This window comes from Pararhodobacter marinus (assembly GCF_003122215.1).
GTDB lineage: Bacteria > Pseudomonadota > Alphaproteobacteria > Rhodobacterales > Rhodobacteraceae > Pararhodobacter > Pararhodobacter marinus.
This window is the reverse complement of sequence record NZ_QEYD01000016.1, coordinates 60,548-77,370: the sequence shown is the minus strand read 5'-3', so window position 1 is coordinate 77,370 and position 16,823 is coordinate 60,548. Positions and strand designations below refer to the sequence as shown.

Annotated in this window: 19 protein-coding genes; 15 read left to right on the top strand and 4 right to left on the bottom strand. The window is 65.6% G+C overall.

Annotated elements, in window-relative coordinates; genetic code table 11:
* Nucleotides 1-95: 95 nt before the first annotated feature.
* The 9 genes from C4N9_RS20445 to C4N9_RS20410 all read left to right on the top strand — a co-directional run bounded on the left by C4N9_RS20445 (nucleotide 96) and on the right by C4N9_RS20410 (nucleotide 3,906).
* On the top strand, nucleotides 96-467 hold the full coding sequence (locus C4N9_RS20445) for a DUF4376 domain-containing protein (RefSeq protein ID WP_109535195.1): 372 nt from the start codon (nucleotides 96-98) through the stop codon (nucleotides 465-467).
* Nucleotides 464-748 carry a hypothetical protein gene (locus C4N9_RS20440; RefSeq protein ID WP_146195192.1) on the top strand — a complete coding sequence of 95 codons (285 nt, stop codon included), beginning with the start codon at nucleotides 464-466 and terminating at the stop codon, nucleotides 746-748. Before C4N9_RS20445 ends, C4N9_RS20440 begins: the two co-directional genes overlap by 4 nt.
* Nucleotides 745-1,185 carry a hypothetical protein gene (locus C4N9_RS20435; RefSeq protein WP_109535193.1) on the top strand — a complete coding sequence of 147 codons (441 nt, stop codon included), beginning with the start codon at nucleotides 745-747 and terminating at the stop codon, nucleotides 1,183-1,185. The genes C4N9_RS20440 and C4N9_RS20435 overlap by 4 nt, the downstream gene beginning before the upstream one ends.
* An 8-nt stretch (nucleotides 1,186-1,193) precedes the next feature.
* On the top strand, nucleotides 1,194-1,721 hold the full coding sequence (locus C4N9_RS20430) for a lysozyme (protein WP_109535192.1): 528 nt from the start codon (nucleotides 1,194-1,196) through the stop codon (nucleotides 1,719-1,721).
* Entirely contained in the window at nucleotides 1,718-2,104 is a 387-nt protein-coding gene (locus tag C4N9_RS20425) for a hypothetical protein (RefSeq protein WP_109535191.1), read from the top strand. Before C4N9_RS20430 ends, C4N9_RS20425 begins: the two co-directional genes overlap by 4 nt.
* On the top strand, nucleotides 2,052-2,348 hold the full coding sequence (locus C4N9_RS21735; RefSeq protein WP_146195191.1) for a hypothetical protein: 297 nt from the start codon (nucleotides 2,052-2,054) through the stop codon (nucleotides 2,346-2,348). The genes C4N9_RS20425 and C4N9_RS21735 overlap by 53 nt, the downstream gene beginning before the upstream one ends.
* Nucleotides 2,349-2,744: 396 nt before the next feature.
* Entirely contained in the window at nucleotides 2,745-3,005 is a 261-nt protein-coding gene (locus C4N9_RS20420) for a hypothetical protein (protein WP_109535190.1), read from the top strand.
* A 2-nt stretch (nucleotides 3,006-3,007) separates the two neighbouring features.
* The gene (locus C4N9_RS20415) at nucleotides 3,008-3,424 is read left to right on the top strand and encodes a helix-turn-helix domain-containing protein (protein ID WP_109535189.1); all 417 of its coding nucleotides are present in this window, start codon (nucleotides 3,008-3,010) and stop codon (nucleotides 3,422-3,424) included.
* The gene (locus C4N9_RS20410) at nucleotides 3,424-3,906 is read left to right on the top strand and encodes a hypothetical protein (protein ID WP_109535188.1); all 483 of its coding nucleotides are present in this window, start codon (nucleotides 3,424-3,426) and stop codon (nucleotides 3,904-3,906) included. The genes C4N9_RS20415 and C4N9_RS20410 overlap by 1 nt, the downstream gene beginning before the upstream one ends.
* 173 nt (nucleotides 3,907-4,079) lie before the next feature.
* Here C4N9_RS20410 and C4N9_RS21730 read toward each other — a convergent pair whose 3' ends face one another.
* The 3 genes from C4N9_RS21730 to C4N9_RS20400 form a co-directional block, all read right to left on the bottom strand.
* Complete coding sequence (locus C4N9_RS21730) at nucleotides 4,080-4,676, bottom strand: hypothetical protein (protein WP_146195190.1); 597 nt, start codon at nucleotides 4,674-4,676, stop codon at nucleotides 4,080-4,082.
* Between the two features lie 962 nt (nucleotides 4,677-5,638).
* A complete protein-coding gene (locus tag C4N9_RS20405) occupies nucleotides 5,639-7,945 on the bottom strand; it encodes a molybdopterin-dependent oxidoreductase (protein WP_109535187.1) in 2,307 nt (768 codons plus the stop codon).
* Nucleotides 7,946-8,072: 127 nt separating this feature from the next.
* A complete protein-coding gene (locus C4N9_RS20400) occupies nucleotides 8,073-8,663 on the bottom strand; it encodes a TetR/AcrR family transcriptional regulator (protein ID WP_109535186.1) in 591 nt (196 codons plus the stop codon).
* A 91-nt stretch (nucleotides 8,664-8,754) separates the two neighbouring features.
* Between C4N9_RS20400 and C4N9_RS20395 the strand changes: the two genes are divergently transcribed.
* The 5 genes from C4N9_RS20395 to C4N9_RS20375 all read left to right on the top strand — a co-directional run bounded on the left by C4N9_RS20395 (nucleotide 8,755) and on the right by C4N9_RS20375 (nucleotide 14,970).
* Nucleotides 8,755-9,615: a beta-keto acid cleavage family enzyme gene (locus C4N9_RS20395; protein WP_109535185.1), complete on the top strand. Its 861-nt coding sequence runs from the start codon at nucleotides 8,755-8,757 to the stop codon at nucleotides 9,613-9,615.
* Nucleotides 9,616-9,758: 143 nt separating this feature from the next.
* Nucleotides 9,759-11,300 (top strand): acyl-CoA carboxylase subunit beta, encoded by a 1,542-nt coding sequence (locus C4N9_RS20390; protein WP_109535202.1) that lies wholly within the window; start codon nucleotides 9,759-9,761, stop codon nucleotides 11,298-11,300.
* Entirely contained in the window at nucleotides 11,297-13,159 is a 1,863-nt protein-coding gene (locus C4N9_RS20385; RefSeq protein WP_109535184.1) for an acetyl/propionyl/methylcrotonyl-CoA carboxylase subunit alpha, read from the top strand. The genes C4N9_RS20390 and C4N9_RS20385 overlap by 4 nt, the downstream gene beginning before the upstream one ends.
* On the top strand, nucleotides 13,156-13,782 hold the full coding sequence (locus C4N9_RS20380; RefSeq protein ID WP_109535183.1) for a glutathione S-transferase family protein: 627 nt from the start codon (nucleotides 13,156-13,158) through the stop codon (nucleotides 13,780-13,782). Before C4N9_RS20385 ends, C4N9_RS20380 begins: the two co-directional genes overlap by 4 nt.
* A gap of 3 nt (nucleotides 13,783-13,785) precedes the next feature.
* Nucleotides 13,786-14,970: an acyl-CoA dehydrogenase family protein gene (locus tag C4N9_RS20375; protein WP_109535182.1), complete on the top strand. Its 1,185-nt coding sequence runs from the start codon at nucleotides 13,786-13,788 to the stop codon at nucleotides 14,968-14,970.
* A 288-nt stretch (nucleotides 14,971-15,258) separates the two neighbouring features.
* Here C4N9_RS20375 and C4N9_RS20370 read toward each other — a convergent pair whose 3' ends face one another.
* Nucleotides 15,259-15,501: a hypothetical protein gene (locus C4N9_RS20370; RefSeq protein WP_109535181.1), complete on the bottom strand. Its 243-nt coding sequence runs from the start codon at nucleotides 15,499-15,501 to the stop codon at nucleotides 15,259-15,261.
* A gap of 303 nt (nucleotides 15,502-15,804) precedes the next feature.
* On the opposite strand from C4N9_RS20370, the gene C4N9_RS20365 reads away from it, so the two are divergent.
* The gene (locus tag C4N9_RS20365; RefSeq protein ID WP_109535180.1) at nucleotides 15,805-16,734 is read left to right on the top strand and encodes a class I fructose-bisphosphate aldolase; all 930 of its coding nucleotides are present in this window, start codon (nucleotides 15,805-15,807) and stop codon (nucleotides 16,732-16,734) included.
* Nucleotides 16,735-16,823: the final 89 nt, after the last annotated feature.

The following is a 16,823-nucleotide window of genomic DNA, read 5'->3' as shown; positions in this document are numbered from 1 at the left end:
ACCGCCGCGCCCGACCAGCCCGCCAGCCCGTGGGCCGTCACCGTCACCAGCGGCCCCGTCACCATCCCCGCCGACCGCATCGAGGAGCCGAGCGAATGACCTTCGAACTGACCATCGAAACCGCCGAGGATCTGGCCGCGCTGGAAATCGAAGCGGAGCGTGCGCGCCTTAAGGCCCGCCGCGACCAGGCGCTGGTCTCTGGAATCACCGTCGCCGGCATGCCGATCGCCACCGACGACACCAGCCAGTCGCGGATCGTCGGTGCCGCCCTCGCGGTCATCAACGATCCCAACCTGACGATCCAGTGGAAAACCGAAGCCGGCTTCGTGACCCTCGACGCAGCGCAGGTTCTCGCCGTCGCGCAGGCCGTCCGTGCCCATGTGCAGGCCTGCTTCGACCGCGAGGCGGAGTTGCTCGACGCGCTCGATGCCGGCGAGGCCTATGACGCCGAGGTCGGCTGGCCGTGACCGAGGAAGAACGCAAGATGCTGAGGGCGCTCTATGCTGCCCTGTGCCAACCGCGCGCCGATGGACCGCCGCTGATCGACCGGCTGGAAGGTCTTTACGAGGCTCTGCTCGAAGTGCCCGTCGGCGCCGACAAGGAAGCAAAGCCGCTGCTGACCCGGATCAACGCCGTGGTGCAGCTGCACGAGCGCGCCAGCTGGACCCTGCGCGCTGCCGTGTACCTGGTCAGCGCCTTCGGGGCGATCGCCGGCGGGATCATGGCGGTCCGGGGGCTCTGGCGATGAAATCCTTCCTGACGCGGTCGCGCTGGTCGCGGGTCGATTTCTTCGCCCTGGGCTTCGTGCTGATGGCACTGATCCTGCCGAGGACCTTTCCCCTTCTGGGGCGGGTCGAGGGCTTCCTGTTCCCGGCCGCTACCGACTTCACCATCACCCGGATCGAAACGGACAGCCCCTCGACCACGCTGATCTGGGGCCACCTGACCCGGGTGCGCGCGGCTTGCGAGTTCCGAGCCGTGGCCTGGGCGCTCGACGGCAACGGCACAAGCGTGCCCGTGATCGTGGAACACCTGCGCGGCTCGATCGCGCGGCCCGAAGGGCGCAGCGCGTTCGGCCCTTGGCGGCTCAGCATCGCCCCCGACCAGATGCCGGCAACGCATGCCGTCGTCTTCCACCAGTGCCCGTGGCGGCCCTGGCTGACCGAGACCCACCTTTATCCATAGGAGTTGCCATGCCCGGCATCGTCGATTTCTTCCGCTCGATCTTCTCGCGGCGCGGTGCCCGCCCGGCTGCCGCCGCCGGCGGGATCGGCGCCGTCCTCGCTGCCGCCGCGGCTTTCGTCGGCCCATGGGAAGGACTCGAGACCGAGGCCTATCTCGACCGCATCGCCAGCCCGCCGGTCTGGACGGTCTGCTATGGCGAGACCCGGGGCGTCGAGGCGGGCGACAGCTACACGCCCGATCAATGCGCCGCGATGCTGGCCGAGGCCCTGGCCGATTACCGCACCGCGCTGATCGGCTGCATCCCGGGCCTGCCCGATCAGCCGCTGGGGGTCCAGACCGCGCTGACCAGCTGGTCCTACAATGTCGGCCCTGGCGCGGCCTGCCGATCGACGCTGGCGCGGCTGGCCAATGACGGGGACTGGGTGGGCGCCTGTAACCAGCTACCGCGCTGGAACCGCGCCGGCGGCGTGGAAGTACGCGGGCTGACGAACCGTCGCGCCGCTGAGCAGGCCCTCTGCCTCGGTGCGCTGGATTGACCATCCTCGTCGCCTTGCTCGCCCGCGTGGTGGGCGCCTCGCTCGCCCGCATTCTCGCCCCTGCGCTGCTGATCTTTGCCGCCTGTGCCGCTCTATGGGGCGCCGTCGCGTGGCATGACCGGCAGGTCGAGGCGCTGCGGGCGGAGATCCGCGAAGAGATGGCGGCCGAGGCAGAGGCGGCGGCGGATGCGGCCGAGCTCGCCGCCGCCTGGCGCGTCTACACCGCCACCCGCGCCGCCGGCGATCAGCTGGCGACCGCCCGTGCCGATGCCGAGCGCGGCGCCGAAGCGATGCGCGCCGCACTGGCCCGCTACATCGAGGATAACCCCCATGCGTCTGCCGATTGTTCTGTCAGTCCTGATCTTCTGCGCCTCTTGCGCTGACGGGCCGCTCGACCGCCTGCGCGCCGCCGAGGCCCGGCGCGTGGCGGCCGAGGCCCGCGCGCTGCCCGATCCACCCGACTGGTGCCAGCGCGAACACGAGACGCCCGTTGTCGCCGGTGATCCACTGGACGTGGCGCTGGCGCGCGTGGCGGTAGATCGCCGGGCGTACCGCGACCAGGTGCGCGGATGCCTCGGCCCGGGCGGCTGGTATGACACGCTGCAAGGCCGATGGGAGCCACAGTGAGGCGTCAAACCAAGGCTGGCATTGATCGCGCGTTGCAGCCGATCCTAACGCTGCGCGGATACGTCACAGGTAGGATACCGGAAGACTGCATGAAAGCACGGCGCAGTGGCTAACACTTCTTCAAGCTTGGGTGGCGCCAGCATTCGGGGACAATAGTGTAGGTTGAACAACACGCGAGTTCGGCTAAAGGTGGCCATATCCTCACCAGCTTTCCAGAGGGGATTATGGGGATTGACAACAACCCACACCGCCTTAGGTATATCTTAACAAATCGCGAGCAACAGAAAAGTGACCGATGAGTATGTAAAGGTTGCAGCGGGATCGTACTGTGAGGTGTGGATCAGCCAGAAGGTGTTGAAAACATACCGAAAAGCACCCGCACAGGATAGAGCAAGGATGGACCGTATTCTCGATCACTTGAGTGAAAATGGCCCGGCGGATCTGAACGACAAGCAGTTCAAAGCGGAGGGGCGTTTCCCCACAGGTTCCGGGAAGACAGCGATGGTCTATGCGGCGAAATCATATCAGCTCAGGATCTATGGCTGCTTCGACGAAGGTACAGCGCTACAGCTAAGGTGCCCAGAAGGCGCCATTAAAAAAGATAACAAGGCAGACCAAGACCAGCTCAAGCGAGTTGCGAGGAAAGCGGGAGAATAGGCATGGCGATCAACAAGGATTTTCTGGGTCCGCAAGGTGACGAGGAGGAGATCTTCTCGATTGAGGCTTTGGTTTTTTCTACGCAAGTTGCTCTCCAGAGGGCTATGAACCGCAAAGGCGTTAGTAACAAAGAGCTGGCTGAGAAGCTTGGCATGACGCCCGCGCGTGTATCGCAGATCTTTTCTTCGAACGGCCCCAACTTGACGCTCAAGACGATCGCGAGAATTGCGCACGCGCTCGGAGAGGACTTTGAGCTTGTTCGGAAGAAAGATATTAAAAGTCCGCCGTCTGCAGCTCAAATGGAAAGATACAAGTGCGTAATTGTTCAGCTGGATCCGAGGCGGTCGCCGTCGGTTTGGCATGAGCACGAGATTGCGGCGAATGGCAAGAAACCTAAGAAAATGAATTTGGTGGCGTGATGCCTGCGAGCGATAGGTCTGAAAAGTTGATCGTCCCGAGGGAAGCGGAAGAGTTCGACAATGACGTGTACGCGAGGCTTGCTGCCGCTGCAAAATTGAGCGACATCAAGTTGATCGAGTGCGATTACTCGATCAAACCTGAAGTTTTCCAAGCGATTGAAGATACTGAGAATATGGCCCATGGCTTCGTCGGCGATCCCGCCGGGTACTATGTTGACGATGAAATCGGCTTGCTTCTTGGCCGTTACAAATGGTCTGCCGAGATTAAGCTCCGCAGAAAGAAAGTTCTTAAGCTTGCCTGTGTTTACCTCGTGGCTTACACAGGTGTGCAAGGCTTCACTGATAACTATTTGCAGTTTTACTTTGAGAAAATTGGAAGATTTACCACTTATCCCTATTTTAGAGCAGAGTTTAGTCGTCTGTCGTCGTCCTCCGGAATAATGCTTCCTCCGTTACCCTCGCTTAGCGAACGCGTGGACTAGGGTGCTCAGTTTTGGATTCTGGTGAACAAGATCGATTTGTGTCTGCTTGGTTCGCGGATGCCTCGGCCTAGGCGGCTGGTATGACAAGCTGCAAAGCCGATGAGGGCCACAATGAGGTACCGCGCGAAGGCCGGGATCAGGGCGCGGTGGTGGGTGTTCCCGTCGCGGCACAGCTATAAAAGTACCTCTCCTTGGAGTACACCCGCGCGCTGTAGAATTTTCGTTGCCTCATAGAAGATCGCTATTGCCTTATCATGTGGGGGATCGTTGAACACTGCAGCCCGAAACATCATCATCTGCCTGCAGTGGAGAAGTATTAAGGAAACGTGGATTCCATACAAGAATTTAGCCGCTTCACTGTTGTATAGAGGGACAATGGATGCCCCGCGCAGGTCGCCTTCTTCGGAGTAGTGGAGGATTTTGTTCAGAGTAGTCTTTGCCATATGAGCAAATCCATTGAGGTCTCCATATACTCCTCCGTATGAGCTCGTAACTCCCCTGCCAATATTAGGTGTCTTGCCGTCACGGCGCACCCCACGCTCATGCTCATCGATGGCTGCAATTGTCTCCAGCTCTTGCTTCAGCAGGTTCGCTCCTTGAGAGTAAAGGCCTTCAGAAATACTCGTCTCGCAGAGGTCTATCCCTTGAATAAAACTTGCGGACAATGATAAAATCGAGTCTCTATCAGTGGATATCGCATCGAACTTACGACCCGCCATGCTGTTCACGAGGACTGCCACTGCGGTCACGGATAAGAGATGGGCGTCCAAGAGATCTCCGGCGTCTTTCCTCCAACTTTCGCGCACAAGATGGCGAGATCGGAGCTGAAGCTCTAGTAGAGTGATTCCGCTTTCCGATTCTCCTTCCATTTAGTTCTCCGGTCTAAAGGTTTCTTTGGCCCTGCTCTTCATAGGCGAACTTTCCTCGCTTGACGATCACTCAAACCGCGTCAAGTTCAGAATACCGCAACACTGCACGATGACTGCACGCACGGTCGATTCAGAAGCCTCGCACGCCACCGCGCATTGCGATCATCCCGATACACGCGATATGCAGCGCGCGGACTGAGAAGCTCAATGAGTATCGACTAACCCTACAAAGCAGGTGAAACATTAGACGTTTTGTTTAGGCGGGCCAAAACTTTAAAGACCGATCAGCCACGTAAGAAGCGCGCCAAGGCAGACTCCACCTAGGCCAGATGCAACGTTCCAAGCAGTGGTGCGAGCAGTTAGGCGCTCGAGCGCCAATGCGTCCCGCCTAGCGAGCTCGGTTTGAGCCAGTGCAATCGCATTATCCCAATCGGCACCCGTCGTCCGCCGTGCCAACAGAATGGTAGCGCGAAGCCTCTGGTCGGAGATCGCGGATACCTTTGCCAGCTGATCTTCTTCACTTCGATCCGAGTTTGCGATGTTGAAAACAGTTCTATCTACGGTTGCCACGACGAATCCTCCAAGTACGTGTGATACACATTGTTTCTCGTCGATAAGTAACTAAGCAAGCAGGTCGCTTGCACACCTGGTCGCCGTGTGGATCACTCTTCTCGATAACCCTTTGATTTCATTACACGCAAATTTGTGGATCAATGGGTCAAGACAGTTCATTAATTTCAGTGCATTCCGGCGATAATCGCTGGCCCACAGCGGCTACCATCTCGCGATCCGCAGGTCGGGCCAGGTCCGCGCCGTCTATGCGCAGAAACCCGGCCTCCTGATCACAGGCAAGCGTGCGCCCGTCACTCGTCGATGAGACGCGGCGGGGTGAAGGCGCGCATTTCGGGCAGCGGGCCGGTGTGCTTTTCGACTTCGACGAGACAGGATTGCGCGGTCGGCCCCATGGCCAGACGCGAGGTCGGGCGGTCGGGGCAGAGCACGTTGGGATTGCCGTGGCGGTCGATGCCTTCCTCGTCCGGGTCGTACCATGCGCCGGTCGGCAATTGTGCCACGCCCGGCATCAGGTCATCGGTCACGCGCACGCCCGCCAGCGTCTCGCCCCGATCATTGAAGACCCGCGCGATATCGCCATCGGCAAGCCCGCGCGCGGCGGCATCGGCGGTGGACAGGGTCAGCACCTCGCGGCCGCGGATCTTGGCCTCGCGGCTGGCGCGGCCGAAATCGAACTGGCTGTGCAGCCGGTTCTGCGGCTGCGGCGAGAGCAGGTGCAGCGGGAAGCGATAGGCCAGCGGCGCGCCCAGCCATTCCTTGCGCTCCAGCCAGACCGGGTGGCGCGGGCAATCGTCATAGCCGAAAGCGGCGAGGCGGTCCGAGCTGAGCTCGATCTTGCCCGAGGGCGTGCCCAATGGCGCGCCCTCGGGGTCGTCGTGGAAGCGTTCGAGCGGATGCGGCGAGCGCGGAAGCTGGTCGGTCACGTCGACCACTTCCAGCGCGCGCAGGGTCTCGAAATCCGGCAGCTGGATGCCCGCCGCCGCCGCGTTGTCGCGGCTTTGCTGATAGATGTGGCGGATCCATTGGGCTGTGTCGCGGCCTTCGGTGAAGGCGTCGAACGTGCCCATCCGCCGCGCCAGATCCGAGAAGATCGCGAAATCGTCGCGCGCCTGCGCATAGGGCGCCGCCGCCTGCGCGCTGAACGACACCGATTGGCCCATGCCGCACACCACGTCCTCGCGTTCCAGAAAGGTGGTGGCGGGCAGCACGATATCGGCGCGCCTTGCGCTGGCGGTCCAGACCGAGTCCTGCACGATGATCGTCTCGGGGCGTTCCCAGGCGCGCTCGAACCGGCCCAGATCCTGATGGTGGTGATAGGGATTGCCGCCGGCCCAATAGATCAGACGGATATCGGGATAGGCATAGCGCCCGCCATCGTAATCGAAGGGCGCGCCGGGATTTTCCAGCATGTCGGCGATGCGCGCGACGGGGATGAAATCCGGCACCGGATTGCGGCCCTGCGGCAGTTTCCCCCAGCTGAAATTGATCCGCCGCGTGCCGTAAAGGCCGCGCCCGTTATTGCCCCAGGACAGCCCGACGCCGCCGCCCGGAAGGCCGATCTGCCCCAGCATCGCGGCCAGCGCGATGCCCATGAAATAGGGCTGTTCGCCGTATTCCGCGCGCTGCATCGACAGGCTGAGCGCGATCACCGTGCGGCGACCGACCATCTTGCGCGCCAGCGCCCGGATCCGGTCCGCGCCGATGCCGAACAGCCCCGCCGCCCAGTCGGCATCGCGCACGCAGCCGTCGGACTGGCCGGTGATATAGGCCGCGAGATCCTCGAACCCGACGGTATGGGTGGTCAGGAAGGGAAGATCGCACAGGTCGTTGGTGATCAGCTCGTGCGCAATCCCCATCATCAGCGCCACGTCCGAGCCGGGCCGGACCGGCATCCAGCACTGATCCATGTAATCGGGCACGTCCTGACGCATCGGGCCGACATTGATCAGCTCGATCCCCCGCGCGCGGAACTGCGACAGCAACGCGCGGTCATGGTGATGCGGCACGCCGCCGGGCACGACCTGGTTGTTGTGCGGACAGACTCCGCCGAACGCCACCATCAGGCTGCCATGGTCGAGGATCTCTTCGTAGCTGGGCTCGATCACGCCATAGGGCGACAGGCCCAGCACATGCGGCACGATGACCTCGGCGGCCGCGGCGGAATAGGAGTTGCGCGAACTGACATAGCCGCCGATCCCGTTGAGAAAGCGGTGGATCTGGCTCTGGGCATGGTGAAAGCGGCCGGCGCTGGCCCAGCCATAGCTGCCGCCGAAGATCGCGCCGTTGCCATGCGTTTTGCGCACGCGCTCAAGCTCGGCCGCGACGAGGTCCAGCGCCGCGTCCCACGATACCGGCACGAAGGGCCCCTCGCCCCGGCTGCGCCCGCTGCCGTCGCGGGTCTCGAGCCAGGCCTTGCGCACCATCGGCTGCGGGATCCGGACCGAGGCGTCGAAGCCATCGGCCAGCGAGGAGCCGTAACGCGAAGGGTTGTCGTCGCCCTCGTAGGGCTGCACGTCGCGGATGCCCGAAGCGTCGGCGGATACCCGAAAATGCCCCCAATGCGTCCCCACAAGGGCGCCGCGCGCGTAACCGTCCATCGCTGTCTCCTCTTCGGCCAAAGCCGTCCTGTCCCCGCGGATCTGCTCCGCTTTTGAAGGACATAGTTGTCGCGGGCGCCTGAACCAGCCTTATTGTCGACAGACCGGCACAGACCCACGCGCAACTTTAAGGAGAAACCTCGGGGGGCGCCACCATGGCCAGCGCCTGTTCGCTCAGCGCGTCGATATCCAGCGCACCGCCCGGCTGGTACCAGAAGCTTGTCCAGGCCAGCGCGCCATGCAGGAACTGGCGCAGAACCGCCGGTTCGGCACGGGTCAGACCCTCGGCGCGGGCGCGCTCCAGCACTTCGTGCCACAGCGCGAAATAGGCCTCGCGCCCGGACAGAAGCACCGCCTGCCGCTCGGGCGACAGCGCGCGCCATTCGTGGAACAGCACCGCCGTCGCATCGGCGCAGGGGCCGTGCAGATAGGTCAGCTCGACCGCGATCAGGGCGCGCAGCCGCGCGCGGGTATCGCCGGCCGCCGACAGCCCGGCGCGCAGATCGTCGAGCATCGCGCCAATTACCCGCTCCATCACGCCGAACAGGATCTCTTCCTTGGACCGGACGTGGTGGAACAGGCTGCCCGACAAAAGCCCGATCTCGGCGCCGATCGCGCGCACGGTCGTCGCGCGAAAGCCCTGCCGGCGGAACAACCGGGCGCCGGCGGCGAGAAGCCGGTCGCGGGGAATATCGGGATCGAAAAGCTCTGCGCGCATGATCTTTGCTAGCGTGCCTTTGCGGCAAAGACAACCAAGCGCTTGCTTGGTTTGTTATGAGCCGCTAGCCTTGCCCCAAAGGGAGGACAGGATGAGCGAACCCGCGATCATCACCTGCGCGCTGACCGGCGTGCTGACCGATCCCCGCATCCACGCGGTGCCGGTGACGCCCGCCGAACTGGCGTCGTCCGCGCGCGAGGCCTGGGAGGCAGGGGCGGTCTGCATGCATGTGCATTTCCGCGACCAGGCCGAAGGACGCGGTCATCTGCCCAGTTGGGACCCCGCGCTTGCCGCCGACATCGCCGCCGCGATCCGCGAGGCCTGCCCCGGCGTGATTCTGAACTTTACCACCGGCGTGACCGGGCGCGACCAGTCGGGGCCCATCGCCTGCCTGCGCGCCGGCCGCCCCGAGATCGCCGCCTGCAATGCCGGATCGCTCAATTACCTGAAAACCCGCGCCGATGGCGGCTGGGCCTGGCCGCCGATGCTGTTCGACAACCCGGTCGAGAAAGTGGCCGAGATCATCGCGGCAATGGCCGAGACCGGGACGAAGCCGGAATTCGAATGCTTCGATACCGGCATCGTCCGCTCGGTCGGCATGTTCGTGCAGGCGGGCATGGTCGCGCGCCCGCAGGTGAATTTCGTGATGGGCGTGGCCTCGGGGATGCCCGCCGATCCCGAGCTGCTGCCGCTCTTGCTGCGCTACCGGCCCGAGGGCTGTCCGTGGCAGGCCACGGTCATCGGTCGCGCCGAGATCTGGGCCCTGCATGCCCGCGCGGCCGAACTGGGCGGACATCTGCGCACGGGGCTCGAGGACACGTTCTACCTGCCCGATGGCAGCCGGGCCGCGGGCAACGGGGCGTTGATCGACGCCTTGGCGGACCTCGCGCGCGAGGCGGGGCGCGACATCGCCTCCGCCGAGGAAGCGCGGACGATCTGGGGTTTGGCGTGAGCGGAGGGTGAGGACCGGGGGGCTTTGCGCCCCCCGGACCCCCCGCAGGATATTTGGAGCGTAAAGATGGGGGCGCGGGTTTGGCGGTTCTGACCTCTTCGGTAGACGCAGTCGGTGCGGCGTTCGCGGCCAACACGGCGGCGATGGCGGACGCCTTGGCGCCGGTCACGGCGGTGCGCGACGCGGTCGAGGCGGCGGCGGAGGGCGCGCGCGAACGGGCGGCGGCGCGCGGGCAATTGCTGCCGCGCGAAAGGCTGGCGCTGCTTCTCGATCCCGGCGCGCCGTGGCTGGAGCTGTGCCCCTATGCCGGGTGGAAGCGCTATGGCGACCGCGACGGGACCGGGGCCGGCGCGGGGGCGATCGGCGGGATCGGGCGGATCTGCGGGCGCTCCTGCGTGGTGGTGGTCGACAATTACGCGGTCAAGGGCGGGACGGTGACGCCCGACGGGCTGGCCAAGAAGCTGCGGCTGCAGGACGTGGCGCTGGAAAACCGCCTGCCGCTGGTCAGCCTGAGCCAGTCGGGCGGCGCCAATCTGCAATACGCGCATGAGGTCTTCATCCCCGGCGGGCGCGGCTTTGCCAATCAGGCGCGCTTGTCGGCGCGCGGCATCCCGCAGGTGACGGTGGTGCATGGCTCGGCCACGGCGGGGGGGGCCTATCAGCCGGGGCTGTCCGATCACGTCATCATGGTTCGGGGCCAGGCGACGATGTACCTGGCCGGGCCGCCGCTTCTGAAAGCCGCGACCGGCGAGGTCGCGACGGATGAAGAGCTGGGTGGGGCCGAGATGCACACGCAGGTCTCGGGCGTCGGCGATTACCTGGCCGAGGACGACGCCGACGGCATCCGGCTGGCGCGGGACGTGATCGCGGCGCTTCCCTGGCCCGAAGACGCGCCGCCCGCCGGTTCTGCGCCGCCGCTCTATCCCGCGTCGGATCTGGCCGGGCTGGTGCCCGCCGATCCCAAACAGCCCTATGATTGCCGCGAGATCATCGCGCGGCTGGTCGACGGGTCGGATTTTCTTGACTTCAAGCCGGGTTACGACGCCGCGACCGTGTGCGGGCAGGCGCGGATCGAGGGGCACGCGGTGGGCATCATCGGCAACAATGGCCCGATCACCGCCGAGGGTGCGGCTAAGGCGGGGCAGTTCATCCAGCTTTGCGATCAGGCGGGGATGCCCCTGCTGTTTTTGCACAACACGACCGGCTTTCTGGTCGGCACCGAGCCCGAGCGCGCGGGGATCATCAAGCATGGATCAAAAATGATCCAGGCGGTGGCGAATGCGCGGGTGGCGAAGCTCTCGGTCGTGGTCGGCGGCAGCTATGGTGCGGGGAATTACGCGATGTGCGGGCGCGGCTTCGATCCGCGGTTCCTGTTTGCCTGGCCCAATGCGCGGACCTCGGTCATGGGACCGGCGCAGGCCGGTCAGGTGATGCGCATCGTCTCGGAAGCCAAGATGCGTCGTGCCGGCGCAGTGGACGAGGCCAAGCTGGACGCGCTGGAACAGGGCACCACGGCGATGCTGGCCGAGGCGACGACGGCGCTGGCCTCGTCCGCGCGGCTGGAAGACGACGGGATCATCACGCCCGAGGCCACGCGCGACGTGCTGGCGCTGGTGCTGGGCCTGATCGCGGGCGAAGGCGCGCGGGTGACGCGCGAGAGCACGTTCGGGGTGGCGCGGCTATGAAGATCCTGATTGCCAACCGGGGCGAGATCGCGCTGCGCGTGATGCGCACCGCCCGCGCCATGGGCCAGGGCTGCGTCGCCATCCACACGCCCGACGAGGGCATGACGCCGCACGTCCGCGCGGCGGATCTGGCGCTGGAGGTCCCCTCGTATCTGGACGGGGCGGCGATCATCGCGGCCGCGCGCGCGAGCGGCGCGGCGATGATCCATCCCGGCTATGGCTACCTGTCCGAGAATGCGGATTTTGCCCGCGCCTGCGCCGGGGCCGGGCTGGTCTTCATCGGCCCTGCGCCCGACGCCATCGCGCTGATGGGCGACAAGGCGCGTGCGAAAGCGGCCGCGCGGGCGGCGGGCGTCCCCTGTCTGCCCGGCGGCGGGGTCGAGGGTGCGGACACCATCGGCCTGCCGCTGATGGTCAAGGCGGCGATGGGCGGCGGCGGCAAGGGGATGCGGCTGGTCACGCGCGCGGATGATCTGCCCGAGGCGCTGGAACGCGCGGCATCCGAGGCCGCGAAGAGCTTCGGCGACGGGCGGCTGATCGTCGAGAAAGCGCTGCTCGATCCGCGCCATATCGAAATACAGGTCTTCGGCGACAGCCACGGCAATGTCGTGCATCTGGGCGAGCGCGACTGCTCGATTCAGCGCCGCCATCAGAAGGTGATCGAGGAAGCGCCCTCGCCCGCCATCGATGCCGATTTGCGCGCACGAATGGGCGCGGCGGCGATCGCGCTGGCGCGCGCCTGCGACTATGTCGGCGCGGGGACGGTGGAATTCCTGCTGGAAGACGGGGATTTCTGGTTTCTGGAAATGAACACCCGCCTTCAGGTCGAGCACCCGGTGACCGAGGCGGTGACGGGGATCGACCTGGTCGAGTGGCAGATCCGCGTCGCGCGGGGCGAGGCGCTGCCGCTCAGGCAAGACGAGATCGCGCTCAGCGGCCATGCCATCGAGGTCCGCGTTTATGCCGAAGATCCGGCGCGGGATTTCCTGCCGCAGACCGGGCGCGTGTTGCGCTGGCAGCCTGGGCCGGGCCTGCGCTCGGACGATGCTCTGGCGGAAGGACAGGACATCGGCGCGGGCTATGACCCGATGCTGGCCAAACTGATCGCGCAGGGCCCCGACCGCGAGACCGCGAGGCTCCGGCTGGCCGAAGGGCTGGATCACACGACGCTTCTGGGCCTTGGCAACAACCTGTCCTTTCTGCGCGACGTGGTGCGACACCCTGTTTTCGCGGCGGGCGCGGCGACCACCGCCTTCCTGACGCGCGACGCCCGCCCCGCCCCGCCGGAACCGCCCGATCCCGCGCTGCTGGCGCTGGCCGTGTTGGCGCTGGCCGGCGCCCCCGCGCCGCGTTTCGGCTTCACCACGGGGCCTGATCCGGTCCTGACCCGGCGGTTCGAGGCGGCCGGCGATCTGCATGCCGTCACCCTGACGCTGAAGGGCGCCACCGCGCATCTGCAGGACGGGCGGCAGGTGACGCTCGAAGCGCGCGAGCCGGGATTGGTGCGCGCGCGCATCGACGGCGCGGCGCGATCCCTGCCCTGCATGGTGGCGGGCGAGACGGTCTTTCTGGGCGATCTGATCCTGCGCGACGTCACGCTGGCCCCGGCCGAGACGCGCGAAACGGGCGGCGACGGGCGGGTGCTGGCCCCGATGGCGGGCAGCGTCGTCTCGCTGTCCGTAGCCGAGGGCGACAGCGTGGCACAGGGCCAGACGCTCGCCGTGCTGGAAGCGATGAAGATGGAACACCCGCTGCGCGCGCCGGTTTCGGGCCGCATCGCGCGGCTCTCGCTCACCAAGGGGGCACAGGTGCGCGCGCGCCAGCTCCTGATCGACATCGACCCGCAGGAGGCCCCATGATCGAGTTATGGCACAGCAAGGATTCGCGCTCGCTGCGCGCGCTCTGGACGCTGGAAGAGCTGGGGCTGGATTACCGGCTGCACGTTCTGCCTTTCCCGCCGCGCCTGCACGATCCCGATTTCACGCAGATCAACCCCTTGGGCACCGTGCCCTATTTCACCGATGGCGTTACCCGGATGACGGAATCGGCGGCGATCGTTCATTACCTGACGCAGCGACACGGCGCGGGCACGCTGGCCGTGGCGCCGGAGGATCCCGATTACGGCGACTGGCTGAACTGGATGTATCACGCCGACGCCACGCTGACCTTCCCGCAGACGCTGGTCCTGCGTTACGGCCGGTTCGAACCCGTGGAACGGCGCCAGAAACAGGTGGTCGAGGATTACACCCAATGGTTCTTCTCGCGGCTGAAGCTGGTCAATGCGCGGCTCGACGGCGCCGAGTATCTGTGCGCCGGGCGTTTTACCGCCGCCGATATCGCCGTCGGCTACGCGCTCTATCTGGCCGATGTCATCGGGCTGGGCGCGCATCTGAAGCCGCAGACGCGCGCCTGGCTGGAGCGGATCACCGCGCGACCGGCCTTCGCGCGCGCCAATGCCCACGGCACCAGCTTCGCGGAGTAGCCCATGCATTTCGACCTGACCGACGACCAGCGCGCGATCCATGACGCCGCCTTTCGCTATGCCGAGGCCGAGCTGCACCCGCTGTTCGCGCGGATGGACGACGACGACTGGTATCCGCCCGATCTGATGCGCAAGCTGGGCGCGGACGGCTATCTGGGCCTGACCGCGCCCACGGCGCAGGGCGGTTCGGGCATGGATCTGCTGTCGGCGGGGCTGGTGGCCGAGGCTTTCGGCTATTGGAACACCAATGCCGCCTTCATCTGGGGACCGCATGAAAACCTGTGTCTCAACAACCTGTTGCGCAACGGCACGCCCGAACAGATCGCGCGGTTCGCCCCCGGCCTCATTTCCGGCGAGACAATCGGCGCGCTGGGCCTGACCGAGCCGGGCGCGGGCTCGGACGCGCTGGGATCCATGGCGCTGAAGGCGGTGCGCGACGGCGGGCATTACGTGCTCAACGGGCGCAAGATGTTCATCTCGAACGGGCCGGTCGCCGATGTCGTGCTGACCTATGCCAAGACCGATCCGTCGAAAGGGGCGCGCGGGATCTCGGCTTTCATGGTCGAAACGGACACGCCCGGTTTCTCGGTGGCGCAGACGCTGGTCAAGATGGGGTGGCGCGGCTGCCCGACGGGTGAGCTGGTCTTCGAGGATGTGCGCGTCCCCGCCCGGAACCTCTTGGGCGTCGAGAATGGCGGCGTCGGCATCGTCATGTCGGGCCTCGATATCGAGCGCGCCTTTCTGGGCCTGCCCTATATCGGCGCGGCGCAGCGCTGTCTGGACCTGTCTCTGGATTACGCCGCGACCCGGCGCCAGTTCGGCCGGGCGATCGGGACGTTCCAGATGATCCAGTCGCATCTGGCCGACATGGCGGTCGCGATCGAGAGCGCGCGGATCTATGCCTATCAGGCACTCGCCGCCTGCGATGCGCTGAAACAGGGCGAAGGCGGGCGCGGCGCGATCCACCGGCTCTGCGCGGGCGTGGTGCTGAACGGGTCGGCGATGATCGCCCGGGTGACCGATTTGGCGGTGCAGATCCATGGCGGGTCCGGCTTTGTCTGGGAGACCGAGGTCAACCGCCATTACCGCAATGCCCGCATCGCCTCGCTTGGCGGCGGAACGACCGAGATGCGCAAGATCATCATCGCCGAAGAGCTGTTCCGCGCCCGGGGCCTGCGACCGGACTAGGCGCGCGTTCTCCCTGCCTCGCAGTCGGTACGGCTTTAACAGGCGGGCCATTGAACGACGCATACAAAGGGGCCAGTTTCGGCGCATACCCTTGCCGATCCGTCCGACAGGCCTGCCGACGGGCAACGGCGCATGGATGCCGTGGCAGGCGCGCATGCGGGTAGCTGCGCCACCACCGCCCTGCGCGCGTCGGCGCCCGCCTGCGCAATCTGCCGGGTAAGAACGACAATTCGGCCGCCTTCAGGACCGCATCGGCATGATCGCCGAAAAGACCGGCCAGGCGGTCGGTCAGCACCATCGCGCAACCGAGCACGATGCCCCGGCGAGCGTACTGCGCAGGGCAGCGGAAAAACCCTGCCCGGGCCAGAACAATCCGGCCAGCAGCAGGTACGACAACGCGGTGGGCAGCGCCAGAGCAGGCTGGCCCACGCCGGGCCCTGCCCTCAGATTGGCGCCGAAACCCAGCACCACCAGCACGATCACCAGAAGGCGCGCGCCGCGAGACAACGCGGCGCTGACATCGGTCGGCATGACGCTTGTCCCCTTTCATGCGGCCTGCATCCCTTGGGCTGGGTCTACGCCTTTCGGCTTAATGAAGCGTGAAGCCGGGCGGAGACCTCATGAATTGCCACAAAAAAGGAAACATTCCCGCCCGACCGGCAGGACAAAGCCACTTTCTCGCACAAAGCCCGGAAGCTTCGCAGCCGGCCCCCGATCCGCCGCGCGGATGAAAAAAAGACGATTGTGGGCGCTAACGTCTTCGTGCCGCCATTGTCGTGACCCAATCGCCCGCGTATCCCTTTGCCCAACAGTCAATTCCAGAGGGGACCCGCCATGCGCGCCACCAGAACCGTCCAGAAAATCCTCGCCAATTACGAAGGCGAAACCCCCGGTGTGAAGGCCAATCTGTGCCGCATGCTGATGCAGGGCAAACTGGGCGGCACGGGCAAGATGATCATTCTGCCCGTGGACCAGGGATTCGAGCACGGCCCGGCCCGCTCGTTCGCGCCGAACCCGGCGGGCTACGACCCGCATTACCATTACCAGCTGGCGATCGATGCCGGGCTCAACGCCTATGCCGCGCCGCTGGGTGCGCTGGAAGCGGGCGCCGACACCTTCGCGGGCCAGATCCCGACGATCCTGAAGGTCAACTCGGCCAATTCGGTGATGTCGGACACGGCCGGCAAGAACCAGGCAGTGACCGCCTCGGTCGATGACGCGCTGCGCATCGGTGCCTCGGCCATCGGCTTTACCATCTATCCCGGCTCGGACATGGCGCTCGACATGTACGAAGAGATCGTCGAGATGCGCCGCGAGGCCGCGGCGAAGGGCGTGGCGACGGTAATCTGGTCCTATCCGCGCGGCGAAGGCATCACCAAAGAGGGCGAAACGGCGATCGACGTGGCGGCCTATGCGGCGCATATGGCGGCGCTTCTGGGCGCGCATATCATCAAGATCAAACTGTCGACCGACCACATCATGCAGCCCGAGGCCAAGAAGGTCTACGACAAGGAAGGGATCGACATCTCGACCCTGCCCGCGCGCGTGAAGCATTGCGTGCAATCCTCGTTCAACGGCCGCCGGATCATCGTCTTCTCGGGCGGCGCCGCGAAGGGTACGGACGCGGTCTATGACGACGCCCGGGCGATCCGCGACGGCGGCGGCAACGGGTCGATCATCGGCCGCAACTCGTTCCAGCGTTCGCGCGAGGATGCGCTGGCGATGCTGGGCAAGCTGGTGGATATCTATCGCGGCAAGGCCTGAGCGCCGCCGCACCAATCCGCGCGCGCGGATTCGGGAAAGGGGGGCCAAGAGCCCCCCTTTTTGCTGCGCCTGTGTGCGGTCCGGTATCC